The organism is Olsenella sp. An270, from assembly GCF_002159735.1.
Lineage (GTDB): Bacteria > Actinomycetota > Coriobacteriia > Coriobacteriales > Atopobiaceae > Thermophilibacter.
The window spans coordinates 248,120-263,169 of the sequence record NZ_NFJF01000002.1 but is presented as its reverse complement, the minus strand read 5'-3'; the positions used below and the strand labels follow the sequence as shown (position 1 = coordinate 263,169).

13 protein-coding genes are annotated in these 15,050 nt (G+C 71.0%); 3 read left to right on the top strand and 10 right to left on the bottom strand.

The genetic code is table 11. The features are described from left to right. Positions 1 to 11: 11 nt before the first annotated feature. The 4 genes from B5F73_RS03535 to B5F73_RS03520 form a co-directional block, all read right to left on the bottom strand. Complete coding sequence (locus B5F73_RS03535) at positions 12 to 1,709, bottom strand: penicillin-binding protein 2 (RefSeq protein WP_239379786.1); 1,698 nt, start codon at positions 1,707 to 1,709, stop codon at positions 12 to 14. A gap of 98 nt (positions 1,710 to 1,807) precedes the next feature. Beyond that, positions 1,808 to 2,296, bottom strand: a complete 489-nt coding sequence (gene ftsL / locus B5F73_RS03530) for a cell division protein FtsL (protein ID WP_143803117.1) — start codon at positions 2,294 to 2,296, stop codon at positions 1,808 to 1,810. Between the two features lie 222 nt (positions 2,297 to 2,518). After that, a complete protein-coding gene (rsmH, locus tag B5F73_RS03525) occupies positions 2,519 to 3,499 on the bottom strand; it encodes a 16S rRNA (cytosine(1402)-N(4))-methyltransferase RsmH (protein ID WP_087226834.1) in 981 nt (326 codons plus the stop codon). Positions 3,500 to 3,514: 15 nt separating this feature from the next. Beyond that, positions 3,515 to 3,973: a hypothetical protein gene (locus B5F73_RS03520; protein WP_087226517.1), complete on the bottom strand. Its 459-nt coding sequence runs from the start codon at positions 3,971 to 3,973 to the stop codon at positions 3,515 to 3,517. 578 nt (positions 3,974 to 4,551) lie between these two features. Here B5F73_RS03520 and B5F73_RS03515 point away from each other — a divergent pair. Beyond that, positions 4,552 to 5,178, top strand: coding sequence for a hypothetical protein (locus B5F73_RS03515; RefSeq protein ID WP_143803116.1), 627 nt, complete (start codon positions 4,552 to 4,554; stop codon positions 5,176 to 5,178). Here the strand turns inward: B5F73_RS03515 and B5F73_RS03510 are convergent. Continuing rightward, positions 5,175 to 7,592 (bottom strand): hypothetical protein, encoded by a 2,418-nt coding sequence (locus B5F73_RS03510; protein ID WP_087226511.1) that lies wholly within the window; start codon positions 7,590 to 7,592, stop codon positions 5,175 to 5,177. The genes B5F73_RS03515 and B5F73_RS03510 overlap by 4 nt on opposite strands. A gap of 89 nt (positions 7,593 to 7,681) precedes the next feature. On the opposite strand from B5F73_RS03510, the gene B5F73_RS03505 reads away from it, so the two are divergent. Continuing rightward, positions 7,682 to 8,296, top strand: a complete 615-nt coding sequence (locus B5F73_RS03505; protein WP_087226507.1) for a hypothetical protein — start codon at positions 7,682 to 7,684, stop codon at positions 8,294 to 8,296. Here the strand turns inward: B5F73_RS03505 and B5F73_RS03500 are convergent. From B5F73_RS03500 to B5F73_RS03490, 3 genes are all read right to left on the bottom strand, one after another. Next, positions 8,293 to 9,189, bottom strand: a complete 897-nt coding sequence (locus tag B5F73_RS03500; RefSeq protein WP_087226504.1) for a tyrosine recombinase — start codon at positions 9,187 to 9,189, stop codon at positions 8,293 to 8,295. The two genes, B5F73_RS03505 and B5F73_RS03500, sit on opposite strands and share 4 nt — an antisense overlap. Positions 9,190 to 9,201: 12 nt before the next feature. Then, positions 9,202 to 10,851 carry a CTP synthase gene (locus B5F73_RS03495; protein ID WP_087226501.1) on the bottom strand — a complete coding sequence of 550 codons (1,650 nt, stop codon included), beginning with the start codon at positions 10,849 to 10,851 and terminating at the stop codon, positions 9,202 to 9,204. Between the two features lie 130 nt (positions 10,852 to 10,981). After that, positions 10,982 to 11,881, bottom strand: coding sequence for a TIGR02452 family protein (locus tag B5F73_RS03490; protein ID WP_087226498.1), 900 nt, complete (start codon positions 11,879 to 11,881; stop codon positions 10,982 to 10,984). A gap of 210 nt (positions 11,882 to 12,091) precedes the next feature. On the opposite strand from B5F73_RS03490, the gene B5F73_RS03485 reads away from it, so the two are divergent. Further along, on the top strand, positions 12,092 to 12,334 hold the full coding sequence (locus B5F73_RS03485; RefSeq protein ID WP_204206250.1) for a helix-turn-helix transcriptional regulator: 243 nt from the start codon (positions 12,092 to 12,094) through the stop codon (positions 12,332 to 12,334). Here B5F73_RS03485 and recN read toward each other — a convergent pair. After that, complete coding sequence (recN, locus tag B5F73_RS03480) at positions 12,331 to 13,974, bottom strand: DNA repair protein RecN (protein WP_087226493.1); 1,644 nt, start codon at positions 13,972 to 13,974, stop codon at positions 12,331 to 12,333. The two genes, B5F73_RS03485 and recN, sit on opposite strands and share 4 nt — an antisense overlap. A 34-nt stretch (positions 13,975 to 14,008) precedes the next feature. Continuing rightward, a complete protein-coding gene (locus B5F73_RS03475) occupies positions 14,009 to 14,863 on the bottom strand; it encodes an NAD(+)/NADH kinase (RefSeq protein ID WP_087226490.1) in 855 nt (284 codons plus the stop codon). Positions 14,864 to 15,050 lie beyond the last annotated feature (187 nt).

Genomic DNA, 15,050 nt, shown 5'->3' with positions numbered 1-15,050 from the left:
TCAAACTCCGATCAGGACACGGGGCTGATGCCCATTATGCTCGTCACCTGCTGGGCGACCTCCTTGAACACGACCGCCGACGAGCTCGACGAGAGGTACGGCGTGCCGTTGAGGGCCACGTAGATGAGGGCGTCGGGGTCGGACGCGTTGACGAAGGCGCACAGGGACGAGACGTAGTAGTTCGCCCGATACCCGCCGCCCTCGTCGGCCTGCTCGCCCGTGCCCGTCTTGCCGGCGAAGTCGTACCCCTCGACCTGCCCGGCGGCGCCCGAGCCCTCCGTCATCACGCCGCGCATCATGTCGATCTCCTGGGCGACGGTCTCCTCGGAGACGATGCGCTCCCCCTCCGGCCAGTCGACCTGCTCCTCACCACGATACACGAGAAAGTGGGGCGTGCGCGGGACGCCGCCGTTGGCGACCGCGCCGTAGGCGCGCACGATCTGGACCATGGGGACCGCCAGTCCCTGGCCGAAGGCCATCGAGCCCGCAGTGGCGCCGTCGTACTCCTCGAGCGACCGGACGATGCCGGCGATCTCACCGGGGAAGTCGATGCCGGTGACCTGCCCGATCCCGTAGCGCTCCACACCCTCCGAGAAGGCCTCGGCGCCCATGACGTTCTGCACCAGCTGGGCGAGGGCGGTGTTGGAGGAGCGCACCATCATGTCGCGGACGCTCATGTCCATGGTGTAGTCGCGGCCGTCGACGTCGGTGACGTAGTTGTCGCCCACGAGGACCTGCGGAGGCACGGTGTAGACGGTGTCCTCGGTGAAGAAACCGCCCTCGATGCCGATCGAGGTCGTGAGCACCTTGAAGACCGAGCCCGGCTCGAAGGCGCTCGAGACGAGCTTGAGGTTGAGCGAGGAGGCGTCCTCCAGGTTCGAGAAGTCCGGGAGCGGCGTGGAGCAGGCGGCGAGCACCTCGCCGGTCCTGGGCTCGGTGACCATGACCGAGCCCGACTCGGCCGAATACGTCCCCACCGACTCGGAGATGATGCGCTCGCAGGCGTCCTGGAGGTCCACGTCGATCGAGATGACGAGGTCGGTCCCGTCGCGCGCCTCCGTGACCTCAGATGCGCCGCCGGCGATCGGGGTCCCGTCGAGGCCGGTCTCCATGAGCATCTCGCCGTCGGTGCCGGTCAGGATTTCGTCGTAGTAGAGCTCGAGGCCCGACAGGCCGTTGCCGTCGGTGCCCACGTAGCCGATGACCTGGGCCGCCGTGGCCCCGTACGGGTAGACCCGCTTGGTGTCGGAGATGAAGTAGACGCCGGTGAGCTCCTTGGCGTTGAGCTGGGCGCGGAGCTCCTCGGCGACCTCCTGGTCGACCTTGCGGGCGATGTAGACGAACGTGGTGTCCGTCGTGAGGAGGTCCATGTAGTCGCTCTTCTCGCCGCCCAGCGTCCTGACGAGGACGCTGGAGACGCCGGAGGGGTCCGACACGGCCTTGGGGTTGGCGTAGACCGTCTCGCACTCGACGCTCATCGCGAGCGCGTTGCCGTTGCGGTCGTAGATGGTCCCCCGCTTGGCGTGCAGCGTCATCTTGTTGGTCCGCTGCGCCTCGGCGGCGGACGAGAAGTCGCCGTGCTTGATGAGCTGGAGGTAGGCGAGGCGGATGCCCGCTATGCCCGCGAGCCCGAGGAACGCGGCCCGCGTCACCGCGATGCCGTGGTCGGACCCGCCGGACCCGGAGCCGCCGGGCCGGGAGGCGCGCACGCGGTAACGCGCGCGAGAGGCCTCGTCGTACGAGGCCTCCGAAGGGGTGCGCCGGCCGCGCCGGCTCTGTCTGTCCCTGCTGCTCACAGGTATGGAGTTTACGACACGGAGGACTCTGCCGCGGCGGCGTCCGCCGTCTGCGCAGCTTCACCATCAGCGGCGGCCGCGTCCTCCTCGGGGGTGAGGTCGACCGTCACCGCGTCGGCGGTGAGCACCATGCCGTAGTTCTGCGCGGCGATGCGCGAGATGCGGGCGTTGCTGGAGAGCACCGAGCGCTGGACCCTCAGCTGGTCGTTGAGGTTGGTCGACTCGTCGATCTGCGCGGAGAGCGTCGAGTTGGCGCTCAGAAACGTGACGGTGGCGGCGGAGATGCCGACCCGCACCATGCCGACCGCGACGAGCACGGCGAAGGCGACGAGGGCGACGCGCAGGCGGGCCACGAAGGTCGGCGAGACGCCGGCACGCGCGCGGGCGTCGAGGCCACCGCCGGTGACGACCTCGAAGGACGGGGCGGCCTGCCGCTCGAGGCGCTCTCGCCTCCGCTCCGCCACGTCCATGCTGTATGCCTCGGACCCCTGGTACCTCATGACGATTTCCTTGCTGCTTCGGATCGGTTCTCAGACTACGGCAGGTACGCTGGGAACTTGAGGGTTACTTGATACTCTTCCCTCAGGGTGTGCTTGAGCGACCTTAAGAGTTCATCGATAGTGGGCTGATAGTTCGTTTAGTGTTCGGTGGTAGTGCGTTTATGGTTCGTGCTGCTGCGTTTGTGCTTCGTTTCTCTCGCTCACACAGACGGCTTGCGCCGGCTATGACAACCCTTTGCCCTCCGCGGGGGCGTCGATCCTGACCGCCACGCGCATGAGAGCGCTTCGCGACCGTGGGTTGGCCGCGACCTCCTCGTCAGACGCAACGAGGGGCTTCCTCGTCCTGACATCGACTATCGGCACGTGACCGCACACGCACACCGGAAGGTCCGGCGGGCAGGTGCATCCCTGGGAGAGCTCCGAGAAGACGTGCTTGACGATGCGGTCCTCGAGGGAGTGGTAGGAGATCACGCAGATCCTCCCGCCCGGGTTGGCCCAGCGGACGGCCGCCCTGAGTCCCCGGTCCAGCACGTCGAGCTCATGGTTGACCTCGATGCGCAGGGCCTGGAAGGCGCGACGCGCCGGATGGCCCCCGCTCCTTCTCGCCGCCGCGGGAATCGCCGCCTTGATCACGTCCACGAGCTGGAGCGTGGTCTCGATGGGCGCCTTGGCGCGGCGTTCGACGATCCTTCGGGCGATGCGGGCCGCATGACGCTCGTCACCATATACGCGGAGGATTCGGGTGAGGTCTGCTTCGTTGTAGGTGTTCACGACCTCGGCTGCGGTTAGGGTGTGGTTCCCCGAATTCATGCGCATGTCGAGCGGGGCGTCCTCGTGGTACGAGAAGCCGCGCTCCGGGATGTCGAGCTGGGGCGAGGAGACGCCGAGGTCGAACAGGAAGCAGTCGACCCCGGGGACCTCCGCCTCGACGAGAAGCTCGTCGAGGTCGCCGAAGTTGCCCTTGAGGAGAAGCGTCTCCGCCTCCGGGACCTCGCGCTCGAGGCGCTCGGTCGCCGCCGCCAGCGCCATGTCGTCCTGGTCGATTCCGATCGACAGGCCGTCCGGCGCCACGCGCCTCGCGAGCTCGACGGTGTGCCCCGCACCCCCGAGGGTGCAGTCGCAGGTCACCTCCCCCGGCTGGGGGTCGAGCTCGGAGAGAACCTCGGCGAGCATCACGGGTACATGCCGATATTCTGCTGTCATGACGATCGTCACCCCCTAGTCGTGGTAGAGCAGGGCGTCGAGCTCCTCGTCGAGGCTCTCCTGCTCGGCTGCCCACTCCTCGGCGTTCCACACCTCGAAGTGGTCGTCCGCGCCCACCACCACGACTTCGCCCACCAGGCCGAACTTCTCGCGCGTGCCCGCCGTGTTGGCGTCGAGCTTGCCGAGGGCCACGCGACCGGCGGAGTCGATGTCGACCTCCACCGCGCGGGCCGTGAGGCCGCGCTTGAGCTTCTCCTGCTTGGCGCTTCGCGGGTCGTACTGCTCCCCGTTGACCGCAAAGAGGCTGTCGACGAAGGCCTTGAACCCGTCAGGGGTGAAGCCGTTCACGCGTCCGCCGTAGGGAACGAGCTTGATGGTCCGGTTGTCGCCCTCCACGAGCTGCTTGCGGAAGACGGCGGGCAGGGTGATGCGCGCCTTGGTATCCACGGACATCGGATACGAACCGGTGAGCATCTCTTCCCTCCCCTCCTGAGGCATCGAACCGGCCCCGAGCGGAGCGTGGGACTACTATACGTCATCGGCCACACTTTGCGACACTAAAAAACACTTTGCTACACCTTGCGGTTGAAAACCGGGCGCGGACGGTCTCCGGGGGCGGTGTCTCCCCCAGATGTTGCGTGCCCGCGCAGACCCGGGCACAAGCGACCCCCGCAGATTTGTGTCGCCGGCGTGAAGGGACTCCCCCACCGCGCCCCACCGACCCCCACCGTCCTTCTCGTCCGGCATCCGAAAACCGCCGCCCTTGTCCGTGGGCCTTCTAAGAAATGCCGCCCTTGTCATCGTGGCGTCTAGGAATAGCCGACCTTGTACTGTTGACGGGGCGTTTTCCCGTACAAGGCCCGAAAGTCTTAGAAAGACCAGCGACAAGGACGACGATTCCTAGATGGGCGGCTGACAAGGGCGGCGATTCTTAGACGGGCGGGCGACAAGGAGCGGCGTTCTCGAGAAGGGCCCTCGTGGAGCGGACCCTCCGATCGCTTGTTACGACAGCCGCCCACGCCCTACTATGGTCCTAACCTGAAAGAGGGGATGTGACCATGCAGACACGCCGTGAGTTCCTCGCCCTGTCCGCCGGGCTGCTCGCCCTGCTCCCCGGCTGCGCGGCCGATGAGCCCGAGGGGGAGGTCGGCCCCGGCGCGCAGACGCAGCCGGTTCAGATGCGCGTCACCATCCCGGCCTCCTACCTCGCGTTCACCGGCAACACGGCCGACGAGGCGGCGCGAGACTACGCCGACTACTCCGACGGCGACATCGGCACGAGCGTCCTCGAGGACGGCTCGCTCGAGCTCTACCTCACCGACCACTGGTACGGGCAGCTGCGCGACATGTGGGAGGACGCGCTCGACAAGAGCCTCGAAGCGCTGGGCGCGGGCGACGCCGTCGCTTGCGTCGAGGTGACGGACGGCCGCGACGGCGTGACCGTCACGGCACGCCCCTCCTTTGCCGACCACGCGGACACCGACCTCTACCAGCTCGTCGCCGCCTGCGGCTTCCTGCAGCTCCTCGACCCGGAGTCCAGCTGGCAGGGTGACTGGGCGGTCGAGGTCGCCCTCGTGGACGCCGAGACGGGCGTGGAGGTCGCGCGCGCCACGCTACCCGCCGACGAGCTCTCCTGCAGTCGCGAGGGCTGGGACGAGGCCGTCTCGGCGCGATCCTAGGCGCCGAGCGACGCGAGCACGTCGGCGAGCGCGTCGTCACGCCGGTCGGCCGCCCGCAGGTACGCCTGGAGCAGCGGATGGGCCACCGAGAAGATCTTGGCGTCCGTGCACGCCGCCGCGGCCGCACGCAGGCGCTCGGAGAGCGGCCCCACGTCACCCGCGGGCAGACCCGCCCCCTCGAGCACGCGTGTGAGGCGCTCGCCCGTGAGCTTGGCCGGGTCGAGGCGGCTCGCGGCCAGCGCCTCGTGCTCGTGCTCGACGAGCAGCCCAAGCTCGTGGCGGGCGGGCTCGGCCTGCGCGCGACCCAGCTCGACACAGCGCCGGTAGCAGGCGACGGAGGCCTCCACCATGCCGAGGTCGTACGTGAGGCCGGCGAGGCGATAGAGGCAGAGGGAGAGGCCGTCGACGGTCGAGCAGCACGCCGCGGCACCGGACACCGCGCGCAGCGCCTCGTCGGTCCGCCCCATCTCGCGCAGGCAGTCCGCGCGAGCGATCGCCGCCTCGACCGTGCACGGCGCGAGCTCGGCGGCGCGCTCGGCATGGGCGAACGCGCGGTCGAGGCTGCCGGGGAGCGCAAGCCAGCGCTCGAGGACCGCCGCGTACTGGTGCGCGAGGAAGTAGGCGTCCGGGACGAGCCGCACGGCGCGGCCGTCGGCGCAGTCGAGGTTGTAGGTCACGCGCTCGGGAATCGAGCGGAAGTAGCGATGGGCCGTCCGCTCGTCGTCACGATAGGCGCCGCTCGCCTCGATGGGCGCGAGGGCGTCCTCGAGCAGGTTCGCGACCCTCGAGAGCTCCTCCTGGTCCTGCTCGTCCGCCGCGGAGACGAGGGGCCCCGCCTGGCGCACGGCGCGCTCGAGCGCCGAGCCGCCGACGAAGCACTCTATGAGGTCGTCGGTGTCCTCCACGTCGAGCTCGCCCGAGACCAGGGCGCGCGTCGTGCGCTCGCAGGCCTCGACGACCGAGGGGTCCGTGGCGGACGCGCGCAGCTCGGAGAGGGCCGCCACCGCGTCCTCCGTCGTGTCGCCGAGCCCGCCGAAGTCGTCCGCGACGCGCTCCCACGCGTCCAGGCGCACCACGCTCTCCGCGATGCCGAGCTCGGAGCGCCGGTGCGCCCCGCAGGTGCGCACGACCGCCTCGGGGCAGGGCTCGTCGGAGAGCTCCACCGGGCGATAGCGCTCGGCCGGGCGCAGCTGGGCGTCGACGAACGACAGCAGCGGGGCGACGGGGGCGAGCCAGCCGTCCGCAGCGGGGCGGAGGCGCAGCTCGGCGGAGGGCTCGGGAAGACCGCCCTCGCGCGGCGCGGCCGCCATGCGCTCGAGCGAGGAGCGCGTGATCTCTGCGGAGAGGACGCAGTCCACGCTCCCGTCCTCGTGGCAGTTGACGACCACGCGGCGAATCGCCGGCGAGGCGGCGAGCGCCGTACGGGCGACGAGCAGCGCCAGGTCATACGCGTAGGCCCGGGCGAGCGCGGCGCGCTCCGCCTCCGGCGCGAAGGAGAAGGCCGCCGGCCGGGGCACGGCCGCCCTCACCCCAAGCAGGCCCTCGGAGACGTTGAGCCTGAAGTCCGCGACCATTCGGAAGGGCACCGGCAGGTTCTCCAGGGCGTCGGCGAATGCCGCGCGCACGGCCCACTCGCCCCGGGGGTCGGCGCCCTCGGTGACGGTGACAAGGAAGCGGCTGCCCGGATGACGCACGGGCTCCAGGTGGGAGACGCCGGCGAGAAGAACGCGCAGCCGCTCGTCCAGCGTGGCGGGCGGCTCGGTCATCCTGGCCGCGTCCTGCCCGAGGTTGAGGGCCGCCTCGACGGCCCAGACGCGGTCCGCGTCCTCCGACGACGAGAGCGCGCCCTCGGGCACGAGCCACCAGCGGCCGCTGCGCGCGAGCCTGCGGGCGCCGCAGCGCGGCTCGTCCGTCCAGTCCGCGAGCCCCGTGCGCCGCACGAGCTCGCACTGGTCGGCGAGCATCTGGTCGGGGGCGTCCACGATGAAGTAGCGCAGCGTCGCGAGCGCGTCGTCCGAGCGCGGGAGCACCTGGTCGAGCGGGGAGATGCCGCCGCCCGAACGCTTTGGGGAGGGGGCGGGCTTCGGCGTGGGGGCTGCCACGGGCGCCGGGGCAGGAGCGGGCGCAGGCGCCACGTCCTTCTCGGCCTCCCGGGACGCCGAGGGCGTCCGCAGGCGGTCTCGCAGCCGCAGCGCCACGACCAGGATCCCCAGCACGACGAGCGCAAGTCCCAGGAGCATCCCCCGGGCGGTGTCGCGCATCTCGTAGGTGTCGCGCCAGCCCGCCCCGGCATAGGACGGGTCGCCCCCGATGGAGGCGTACTGGAAGAAGGCATGTCCCAGGAAGAGCACGCCGACGACGATCAGCACCACCCCCGCCAGCATCGGAATCGGTCGGTCACCCGAGCGGTTCATGCCGCCCTCCCCTCTCGCGCCCTGAACTCGTATGATTCTATCATCACGCCGCTACACTTCAGGCACCCAGTCCCTCACGGGAGGCCCCCATGCTCACCCGACGCACCCTGCTCGCGCTCTCCGGCGCCCTTCTCGCCGCCCTCTGCGGCTGCGCCGGCGAACCGGTCGATCCCGCACCCGCCGAGCCCGAGCCCGCGGACCAGACCGTCTCCGTGCGCTTCCCCGCGTCGTTTCTCAACCTCTGCGCCCTCTCGCAGGAGGACGTCATCGAGCAGTACGCCGACGGCGCGAGCGAGGACGCCCTGGACGCCGCCTCCGACGGCGACGACGTCATCCTCACCTTCACGACGACGCAGTTCGAGGCGCAGGTCGGGAAGTGGGAGGAGGAGCTCAAGGACGAGACCGCGTCGCTCCTTGCGCGGGACTGCGTCGACGCCGTCGAGGTTTCCGACGACCTCCGGGCCATCACCGTCACCGCGCGCCCCAGCTTCACGGACGACAACGACGCTGCGGCCGACCTCTACATGATCATGGTTGCCTGCGGCTACCTGCAGCTCTTTGACGGGCAGGAAGACTGGGGCTTCAGGGCCGCCTTTGTGGACGCCGACACCGGCGTCGAGGTCGCGGCCGCCGACATGCCCGGCGAGGGACTCACCATCAGCCGCGACATCTGGTCGGACGCCCTCGCGGCAGCCGGCGTCTAGCCCCGCGCGCGGGGGTGCGCCGAGAGATACACCCTTCGGATGTGGGACCGGTCGAGGTGCGTGTAGAGCTGGGTGGTCGCCACGTTGGCGTGGCCGAGCAGCTCCTGGACCACGCGCAGGTCGGCCCCGCCCTCGAGCAGGTGTGTGGCGAAGCTGTGGCGCAGCGTGTGGGGGTGCAGGCCCTTGAGGCCCACGACCCGACCGTACTTCTCGACGATCGCATGGACGGACTGGCGTGAGAGACGGCCGCCGCGGGCGTTGAGGAAGACGGCGGGGCACGGCCTGCGCCCCACGAGCGCGCCTCGGCCCCGGTCGAGGTAGCGCTCGAGCGCCTCGGACGCGGCGCCCAGGATGGGCACGACGCGCTCCTTGGAGCCCTTGCCAAAGACGCGCACGACCCCCTCGTCGAGAAGGACGGCGCGCTCGTCGAGCCCCACGAGCTCGCTCGCGCGCAGGCCGCAGCCGTAGAGCACCTCCAGCACCGCGTGGTCCCGCAGGCCGGTGGGCGTCTGCGGGAACGGCTGGTCGAGCAGGCGGGCCGCGTCCTCGCGCGAGATGACGTCGGGCAGGCGCTGGGGCTTCGCCGGCAGGGGCAGGTCGGCCGTCGGGAGCCCGTGCGAGATCTCGTCGGTGAGCATGAAGCGGTGGAAGCCCTTGACGGCGGAGGCCGCGCGCTCGACCGACGAGGCGGAGAGGCCGCTCGCGCTGAGCTCGGCGACGTGCGCCTCCACGAGGGCGAGGGAGACGTCGTCGGGCTCCGTCGCGCCGCGCTCGGCGAGCCATGCCACGTAGCGGGCGAGGTCGCGACCGTAGGCGGCGACGGTGTTGGCCGAGCAGCCCCGCTCGACGGCGAGGTGGCTCAGGTACTCCTCCCGGGCTCGCTCGAGGTTCACGTCCGTCCTTCCCTAGCCTCGTGCCGCCACGTCATGCCGGTCGCAGCCCTCGTGGTGCGCGACTGCGGCGCGCACGAACTCGCGGAAGAGCGGCGCCGGGCGGTCGGGGCGGCTCTTGAACTCGGGGTGCGCCTGGCTCGCCACGAACCAGGGGTGAGCGTCCTCGGGAAGCTCCACCATCTCCACGAGCCGCCCGTCCGGGGAGAGGCCGGAGATGACGAGCCCGGCGGAGACGAGCTGCTCGCGGTAGGCGTTGCTGACCTCGTAGCGGTGACGGTGACGCTCGTAGACGAGCGGCTCCCCGTAGGCCTCGGCGGCAAGCGTGCCGTCCACGACCTTGCAGGGGTAGGCCCCAAGACGCATGGTGCCGCCCTTCTCGGTGACGTTCGCCTGATCGGGCATGAGGTCGATCACGGGATGCGGCGTGCACGCGTCGAACTCCGCCGAGCTCGCGCCCGCAAGGCCGCAGACGTCGCGCGCGAACTCGCAGACGGCGACCTGCAGACCGAGGCAGACGCCGAGGTAGGGAACCTTGTGCGTGCGAGCGCGGCGCACGGCGCAGACCTTCCCCTCGATGCCGCGCAGGCCAAAGCCTCCGGGCACGAGGATGCCGTCGGCGTCACCGAGCACCTCCTCGACGTTCTTCTCGTCCAGCGCCTCGCCGTCCACGAGTCGGACGTCCACGTGCCTCCCGAAGAGCACGCCGGAGTGATGGAGCGCCTCGATGACGGAGAGGTAGGCGTCGGGCAGCTGGGTGTACTTGCCCACCACGCAGATGCGCGTGACGTCCTCGCGGGCGTTGGCCGCGTGCATGGCGCTCGTGAAGCCGTACCAGCCCTCCATGTGGCTCTCCCGCACCTCCAGCCCCAGGCGCTCGCAGACCTTCTCGTCGAAGCCCTGGCGCGCGAGGTGCTCCGGCACGTCGTAGATGGACGCGCAGTCGGAGTTCTCGAAGACGTGGTCGGCGGGAACGTCGCAGAAGCTCGCGATCTTGGCGCGGATGGAGGCGTCGACCTCGTGGTCGGAGCGGCAGACGATGAAGTCAGGCTGGAGGCCGAAGGAGCGCAGCTCACGCACGCTGTGCTGCGTGGGTTTGGTCTTGACCTCGTGCGCGGCGGCGATGTAGGGCACCAGGCTCACGTGGATGAGGATGCAGTCGTCGCGGCCCTTCTCGTTTCTGAACTGGCGGATGGCCTCCACGAAGGCCTGGCTCTCGATGTCGCCGATGGTGCCGCCGAGCTCGGTGATCACCACGTCGGCGCCCGACTGCTCCTCGACGCGGCGGAAGCGCTCCTTGATGGCGTCCGTCACGTGCGGGATGACCTGCACCGTGCCGCCGAGGAAGTCGCCGGCGCGCTCGCGGGAGATGAGGTCCTGGTAGACGGCCCCCGTGGTGAAGTTGGACGCGCGCGTGAGGTTCTCGTCGATGAAGCGCTCGTAGTGGCCGAGGTCGAGGTCGGACTCGTAGCCGTCCTCGGTGACGAAGACCTCGCCGTGCTGGAACGGGCTCATCGTGCCCGGGTCCACGTTGAGGTAGGGGTCGGCCTTCTGCATCATGACGCGGTAGCCGCGGGACTTGAGCAGACGCCCGAGCGAGGCTGCCGTGATGCCCTTGCCCAGAGACGACACGACGCCACCCGTCACGAAAATGTGCTTTGCCATGGGGACCTCCCGCAGAATCGACTCAGTTTCCACGGGTCTTCATGGTAGCGAGACGCGGGGCGGACGGTGCGTGCGCCCGCCGATTCGGACGCACGCGCGAAACAATGCGACACGAGACCGACACAGAGCCTCACAGATACTGACGCCAGTCGTCGTCCTCGTCGTCGAGGGGCTCCGCGGCGGCCGCCTCGGCGGCGGCGCGCTCGGCGCGGCTCACGTACGGGGCGGGGTTGGCGTCGGGAAACGTCGACAGCGCGTGCTGGAAGACCTCGAGGTTCTCGTCGGCGCGGCCCCGCGGCACCGCGAAGACGACCTCGCGCGCGACGTGGCCGCCGCCGGCGAGCTCGGCGCGGAACGCCTCGGCAACCACGGCCGCGTCCCAGCCAAAGACGCCGCAGCCAAAGGCTCCCAGCACGACCCGCTCGTGCCCCAGCTCGTCCGCGATCGCCATGACCAGGCGGACGCGCGAGCGCAGGGCGGCGAGAAGGGCCTCGTCGTCCACGCGATACTCCTCGCGGGCGCGGCGGGCGTCCGGCGCAGCGGCGACGATCACGTCGGCGTAGGAGTGGTAGCGGTCGCGCTCGAAGCGAACGCGCGGGACCACGAGCGCCCGGTTGCGGTACAGGTGGCAGTTGACGTGACGCCGGCGGTTCTCGGCATACCAGCCCGCATGCTCGCGAAGGACGTTGAAGAGGAACGACTCCGCGCAGAGCGCCTGCTCCTGCCCCCAGTTGCCGCGCTCGTAGCCGCCCGCCGGGTACAGGAACGAGGCGAAGTCGAGCACCGCCAGGTCGCAGGCCGAGGCCAGGCCCCGCCCGCGCGCGAGCACGGCGGAGGTGGCGTCCTCGTCGACGACGCTCACCGAGGGGACGCACGTGCGGGCGGCGCGCGCCTTGGGCATGCCGTCGTAGGGCCGCGTCGCCGCGACGCAGGCGGCTATCTCGCCCCCAAAGCGGCGCGCCATCTCCTCGGTGTGACGCCTCGCCTGCTCGGCCCGGGTGCTCCCGCGCCGCTCGCCCCTCTCGCCCATGGCACTCCCTCCGTCGGCATCCTCCCGCCATTCTCGCACACGGGCACGCGGGAGCGCACGTTGGCCGCCAAAGGCCCCGGCGTCGTCAGGGGCCGACTTCTGTGGGTTTTGGCTTGCAATACGCGTATGGTAGCCCAGCCGCTCACGCCGCCCGATATTCGACGTATGGAACTCAGAGCGGACAACGTCCCCAACTTCAGGGAGCTCTCGATGAGGCTCGCCTACCGCCTGCGCAACCTGCGCATGGAGCGAGGGCTGAGCCAGGAGAGCGTCGCTCGCCAGGCCGGCCTCGCCCTCTACACCTACCAGAAGTTCGAGAAGGGCGAGTCGCGTCCGGGAACCCCGATGAACCCCACCTACCACACGCTGCTCGCGCTCGCGTGGGTCTACGACCTCGACGTCACCGAGCTGCTCGACCTCGACGGGAGCGCCCCGCGCGACAGCGAGGGCTAGCGCCGCGCGCCGGCGCGCTCGGCGAGCATCTCGCGCGCGAGGTCGCGGCTGGCCGCGCCCGTGTCGCCGGAGAGCATGCGCGCGACCTCCGCGACCCGCTCCTCGCCCGAGATCGGCGCGAGCGTGGTCTCGGGCACGCCGCCCGCACCCTCGTGCTTCTCGACGAGGTAGTGCCGCTCGGCCGCCACCGCCACCTGCGCGAGGTGCGTGACCACGACGACCTGGTGCGTCTGGGCGAGCCGGGCCAGCACGCTCGCGAGCGCGACCGCCGTGGCGCCGCCCACGCCGGCGTCGACCTCGTCGAAGACGAGCGTCTCGCAGGAGTCCGCCTCGCCGAGCACCACCTTGAGCGCCAGCATCACGCGGCTGACCTCGCCGCCCGACGCGATGCGCCGCAGCGGGCGCGCCGTGAGGCCCGCACCCGGGCGATAGAGGAACTCCACGCGGGAGGGCCCGCGGCGGGTCCACTCAGCGCGCGGGAGGCGCTCCTGGGCGACCTCCAGGCCGGCGCTGCCCATCTCGAGGAACGCCATCTGCTCGGAGACGGCGGCAGCCAGGCGCGGCGCCGCCTCGGCGCGCACGGCGTCGAGGGCGTCGGCCGCCTCGGCGAGCGCCGCCTCGCGGCGGCGGAGCTCCTCGGCGGCGCGGCGCTCGAGCTCTCCCCCGTCACTCGCAGCGGCCACGACCTCGCGGGCCTCGGCGCGACGGCGGAGCACGTCCGCCATGCCCGGACCGTACGCCCGGCGCAGCCCCTCGAGCGCGGCGAGGCGCGTCTGCAGCCGGTCGAGCTCCTCCGGGTCGAAGTCCACCTCGTCCGCGTAGTCGCGGAGCTCGGCGGACACGTCCTCGATGTCGATCAGCGAGCTCTCGAGCGTCTGCGCCCAGCCGGACAGGCGCGCGTCATAGCGGGCGGCGTCCTCGAGCGCGCGCACGGCCTCGCCGAGCGCGTCGCAGGCGCCGTCGTCCCCGGAGAGGCGCTCGCGCGCGAGCGCCGCCGCGGCCATGAGGGCCTCGCCGTGCTCGACGCGGGGGAGCTGTGCCTCGAGCTCCTCGAGCTCGCCCTCGCGCGGGTCGACCTCGTCGATGCGCCGCAGCACGAAGGCGGCCTCGTCGAGCCGCTCGCCCGTCGCGCGACCCATCTCCCGCACGCGCTCCAGCTCCCCGGCGGCCTCGGCGGCGGCGTCGAGCGCGTCGCGGTAGGCCTCCAGCGCCTCGGCCGCAGGGGCGCCGATCCAGGAGTCGAGCAGCTCCACGTGGGTCTGGACGGAGAGCAGCCGCTGGTGCTCGTGCTGGCCGCAGAGGTCGACCGTGGAGCCCACGCGCTCGGCGAGCTCGCGCACGCTGGCGAGGTGCCCGCAGAGCTCGACGCGGCCGCGGCCGTCCGCGCCCACGCGGCGGCGGACCACGGTCCCGTCCTCGTCGTCCCCGAGAAGGAACAGGCGGCCCTCCACCTCGAGCGACGACGCGCCCTCGCGGACCATGCCGGCGTCGGCGCGCTCCCCCACGAGCAGCTTGATCGAGGAGAGCAGGGCGGTCTTGCCGGCGCCCGTCTCGCCGGTCAGCACCGTGAGGCCCGGTGCCGGCTCGATGACGGCGTCGCGGATGAGCGCGACGTCGCGAACGCGGAGCTCGTCGATCATCGCACGGCCCGCCCGTTCTTCTCGCCCGGCGAAATCACTTTCCCACCTGCCCGTAGAACACGCGGGAGACGGAGTCGTAGAAGCTCTGGGTGCTGCGGTCGAGCAGGATCAGGTCGCCGGGGCCGCGACGCACGACGGCGCGCGTGCCGGTCCCGCCCTCGCGGCGCACCGGCTGGCCGTCGGCGAAGAAGTGCCGCATGGCGGGGCGCTCGGGGCTCATCTCGATCTCCACGACGTCGGAGGGAGAGGTCAGGAAGGCGCGCGCCATGATCGTGTGCGGGGCGATCGGCACGCAGACCATGCCCGTGAACTCGGGCGTTACGATGGGGCCGCCCGCGGCGAGCGCGTAGCCGGTCGAGCCGGTGGCCGTGGAGACCACGAAGCCGTCGCCGCGCAGGCGGTCGATGTGCTTGCCGGAGACGGAGACGTCAAACTCCACCATGTCGCCGGCGCCGCCGCGGCTGAGCGCGAAGTCGTTGAGGGCGAAGCTGTGCGTGACGTGGCTCGAGCCGTCCTGGTCCACGAACTCGCACTCGATGTCGAGCGTGGCGCGCCGCGACACGTGGAGCTCGCCGGCGAGCGCGTCTCGGACGGTCTCGAGCAGGTCGTCGGGGCCGGCGGCGGTGAGAAATCCCAGGTGGCCGTAGGAGATGCCGAGCACGGGGACGCCCGTGTAGCCCACGATGCGCGCCGCGCGCAGCAGCGTGCCGTCGCCCCCGAGCGAGACCACGAGGTCGCAGCCGTCCGCCGTTGCGGTCACGTCGGGCAGCAGGCGCTTGTCGTGCGCCCAGGAGACGTCGACGCCCTCGTCGTCGAGCCAGCGCTCGAGCCTGCGGGAGCTCTCGACGGCGTCCTCGCGCGCGTAGTTGGGAACGATCAGGACCTTCACGTCCGCTGCCTTTCTCTCGATGCCCACTCCGGTCAGTATACCCCGCGCCACTCGACGGGCGACCGGTTCCTCCCCGGCGGCGCGGCGGCGCCCCGACTGGTCGGCTCTCGCCGAGTGTACGAGTTTCGCCGAAAAAGGCCGCACTCACGGGTGTGAAGAGTCGCATAACCGCAGGTAATCGAGGTAC

Coding starts and splice junctions, on each gene's coding strand:
- ftsL (WP_143803117.1), bottom strand. CDS start 2,296: ATGAGGTACCAGGGGTCCGAGGCATACAGCATGGACGTGGCGGAGCGG.
- rsmH (WP_087226834.1), bottom strand. CDS start 3,499: ATGACAGCAGAATATCGGCATGTACCCGTGATGCTCGCCGAGGTTCTC.
- B5F73_RS03520 (WP_087226517.1), bottom strand. CDS start 3,973: ATGCTCACCGGTTCGTATCCGATGTCCGTGGATACCAAGGCGCGCATC.
- B5F73_RS03510 (WP_087226511.1), bottom strand. CDS start 7,592: ATGAACCGCTCGGGTGACCGACCGATTCCGATGCTGGCGGGGGTGGTG.
- B5F73_RS03505 (WP_087226507.1), top strand. CDS start 7,682: ATGCTCACCCGACGCACCCTGCTCGCGCTCTCCGGCGCCCTTCTCGCC.
- B5F73_RS03495 (WP_087226501.1), bottom strand. CDS start 10,851: ATGGCAAAGCACATTTTCGTGACGGGTGGCGTCGTGTCGTCTCTGGGC.
- B5F73_RS03490 (WP_087226498.1), bottom strand. CDS start 11,881: ATGGGCGAGAGGGGCGAGCGGCGCGGGAGCACCCGGGCCGAGCAGGCG.
- B5F73_RS03485 (WP_204206250.1), top strand. CDS start 12,092: ATGAGGCTCGCCTACCGCCTGCGCAACCTGCGCATGGAGCGAGGGCTG.
- recN (WP_087226493.1), bottom strand. CDS start 13,974: ATGATCGACGAGCTCCGCGTTCGCGACGTCGCGCTCATCCGCGACGCC.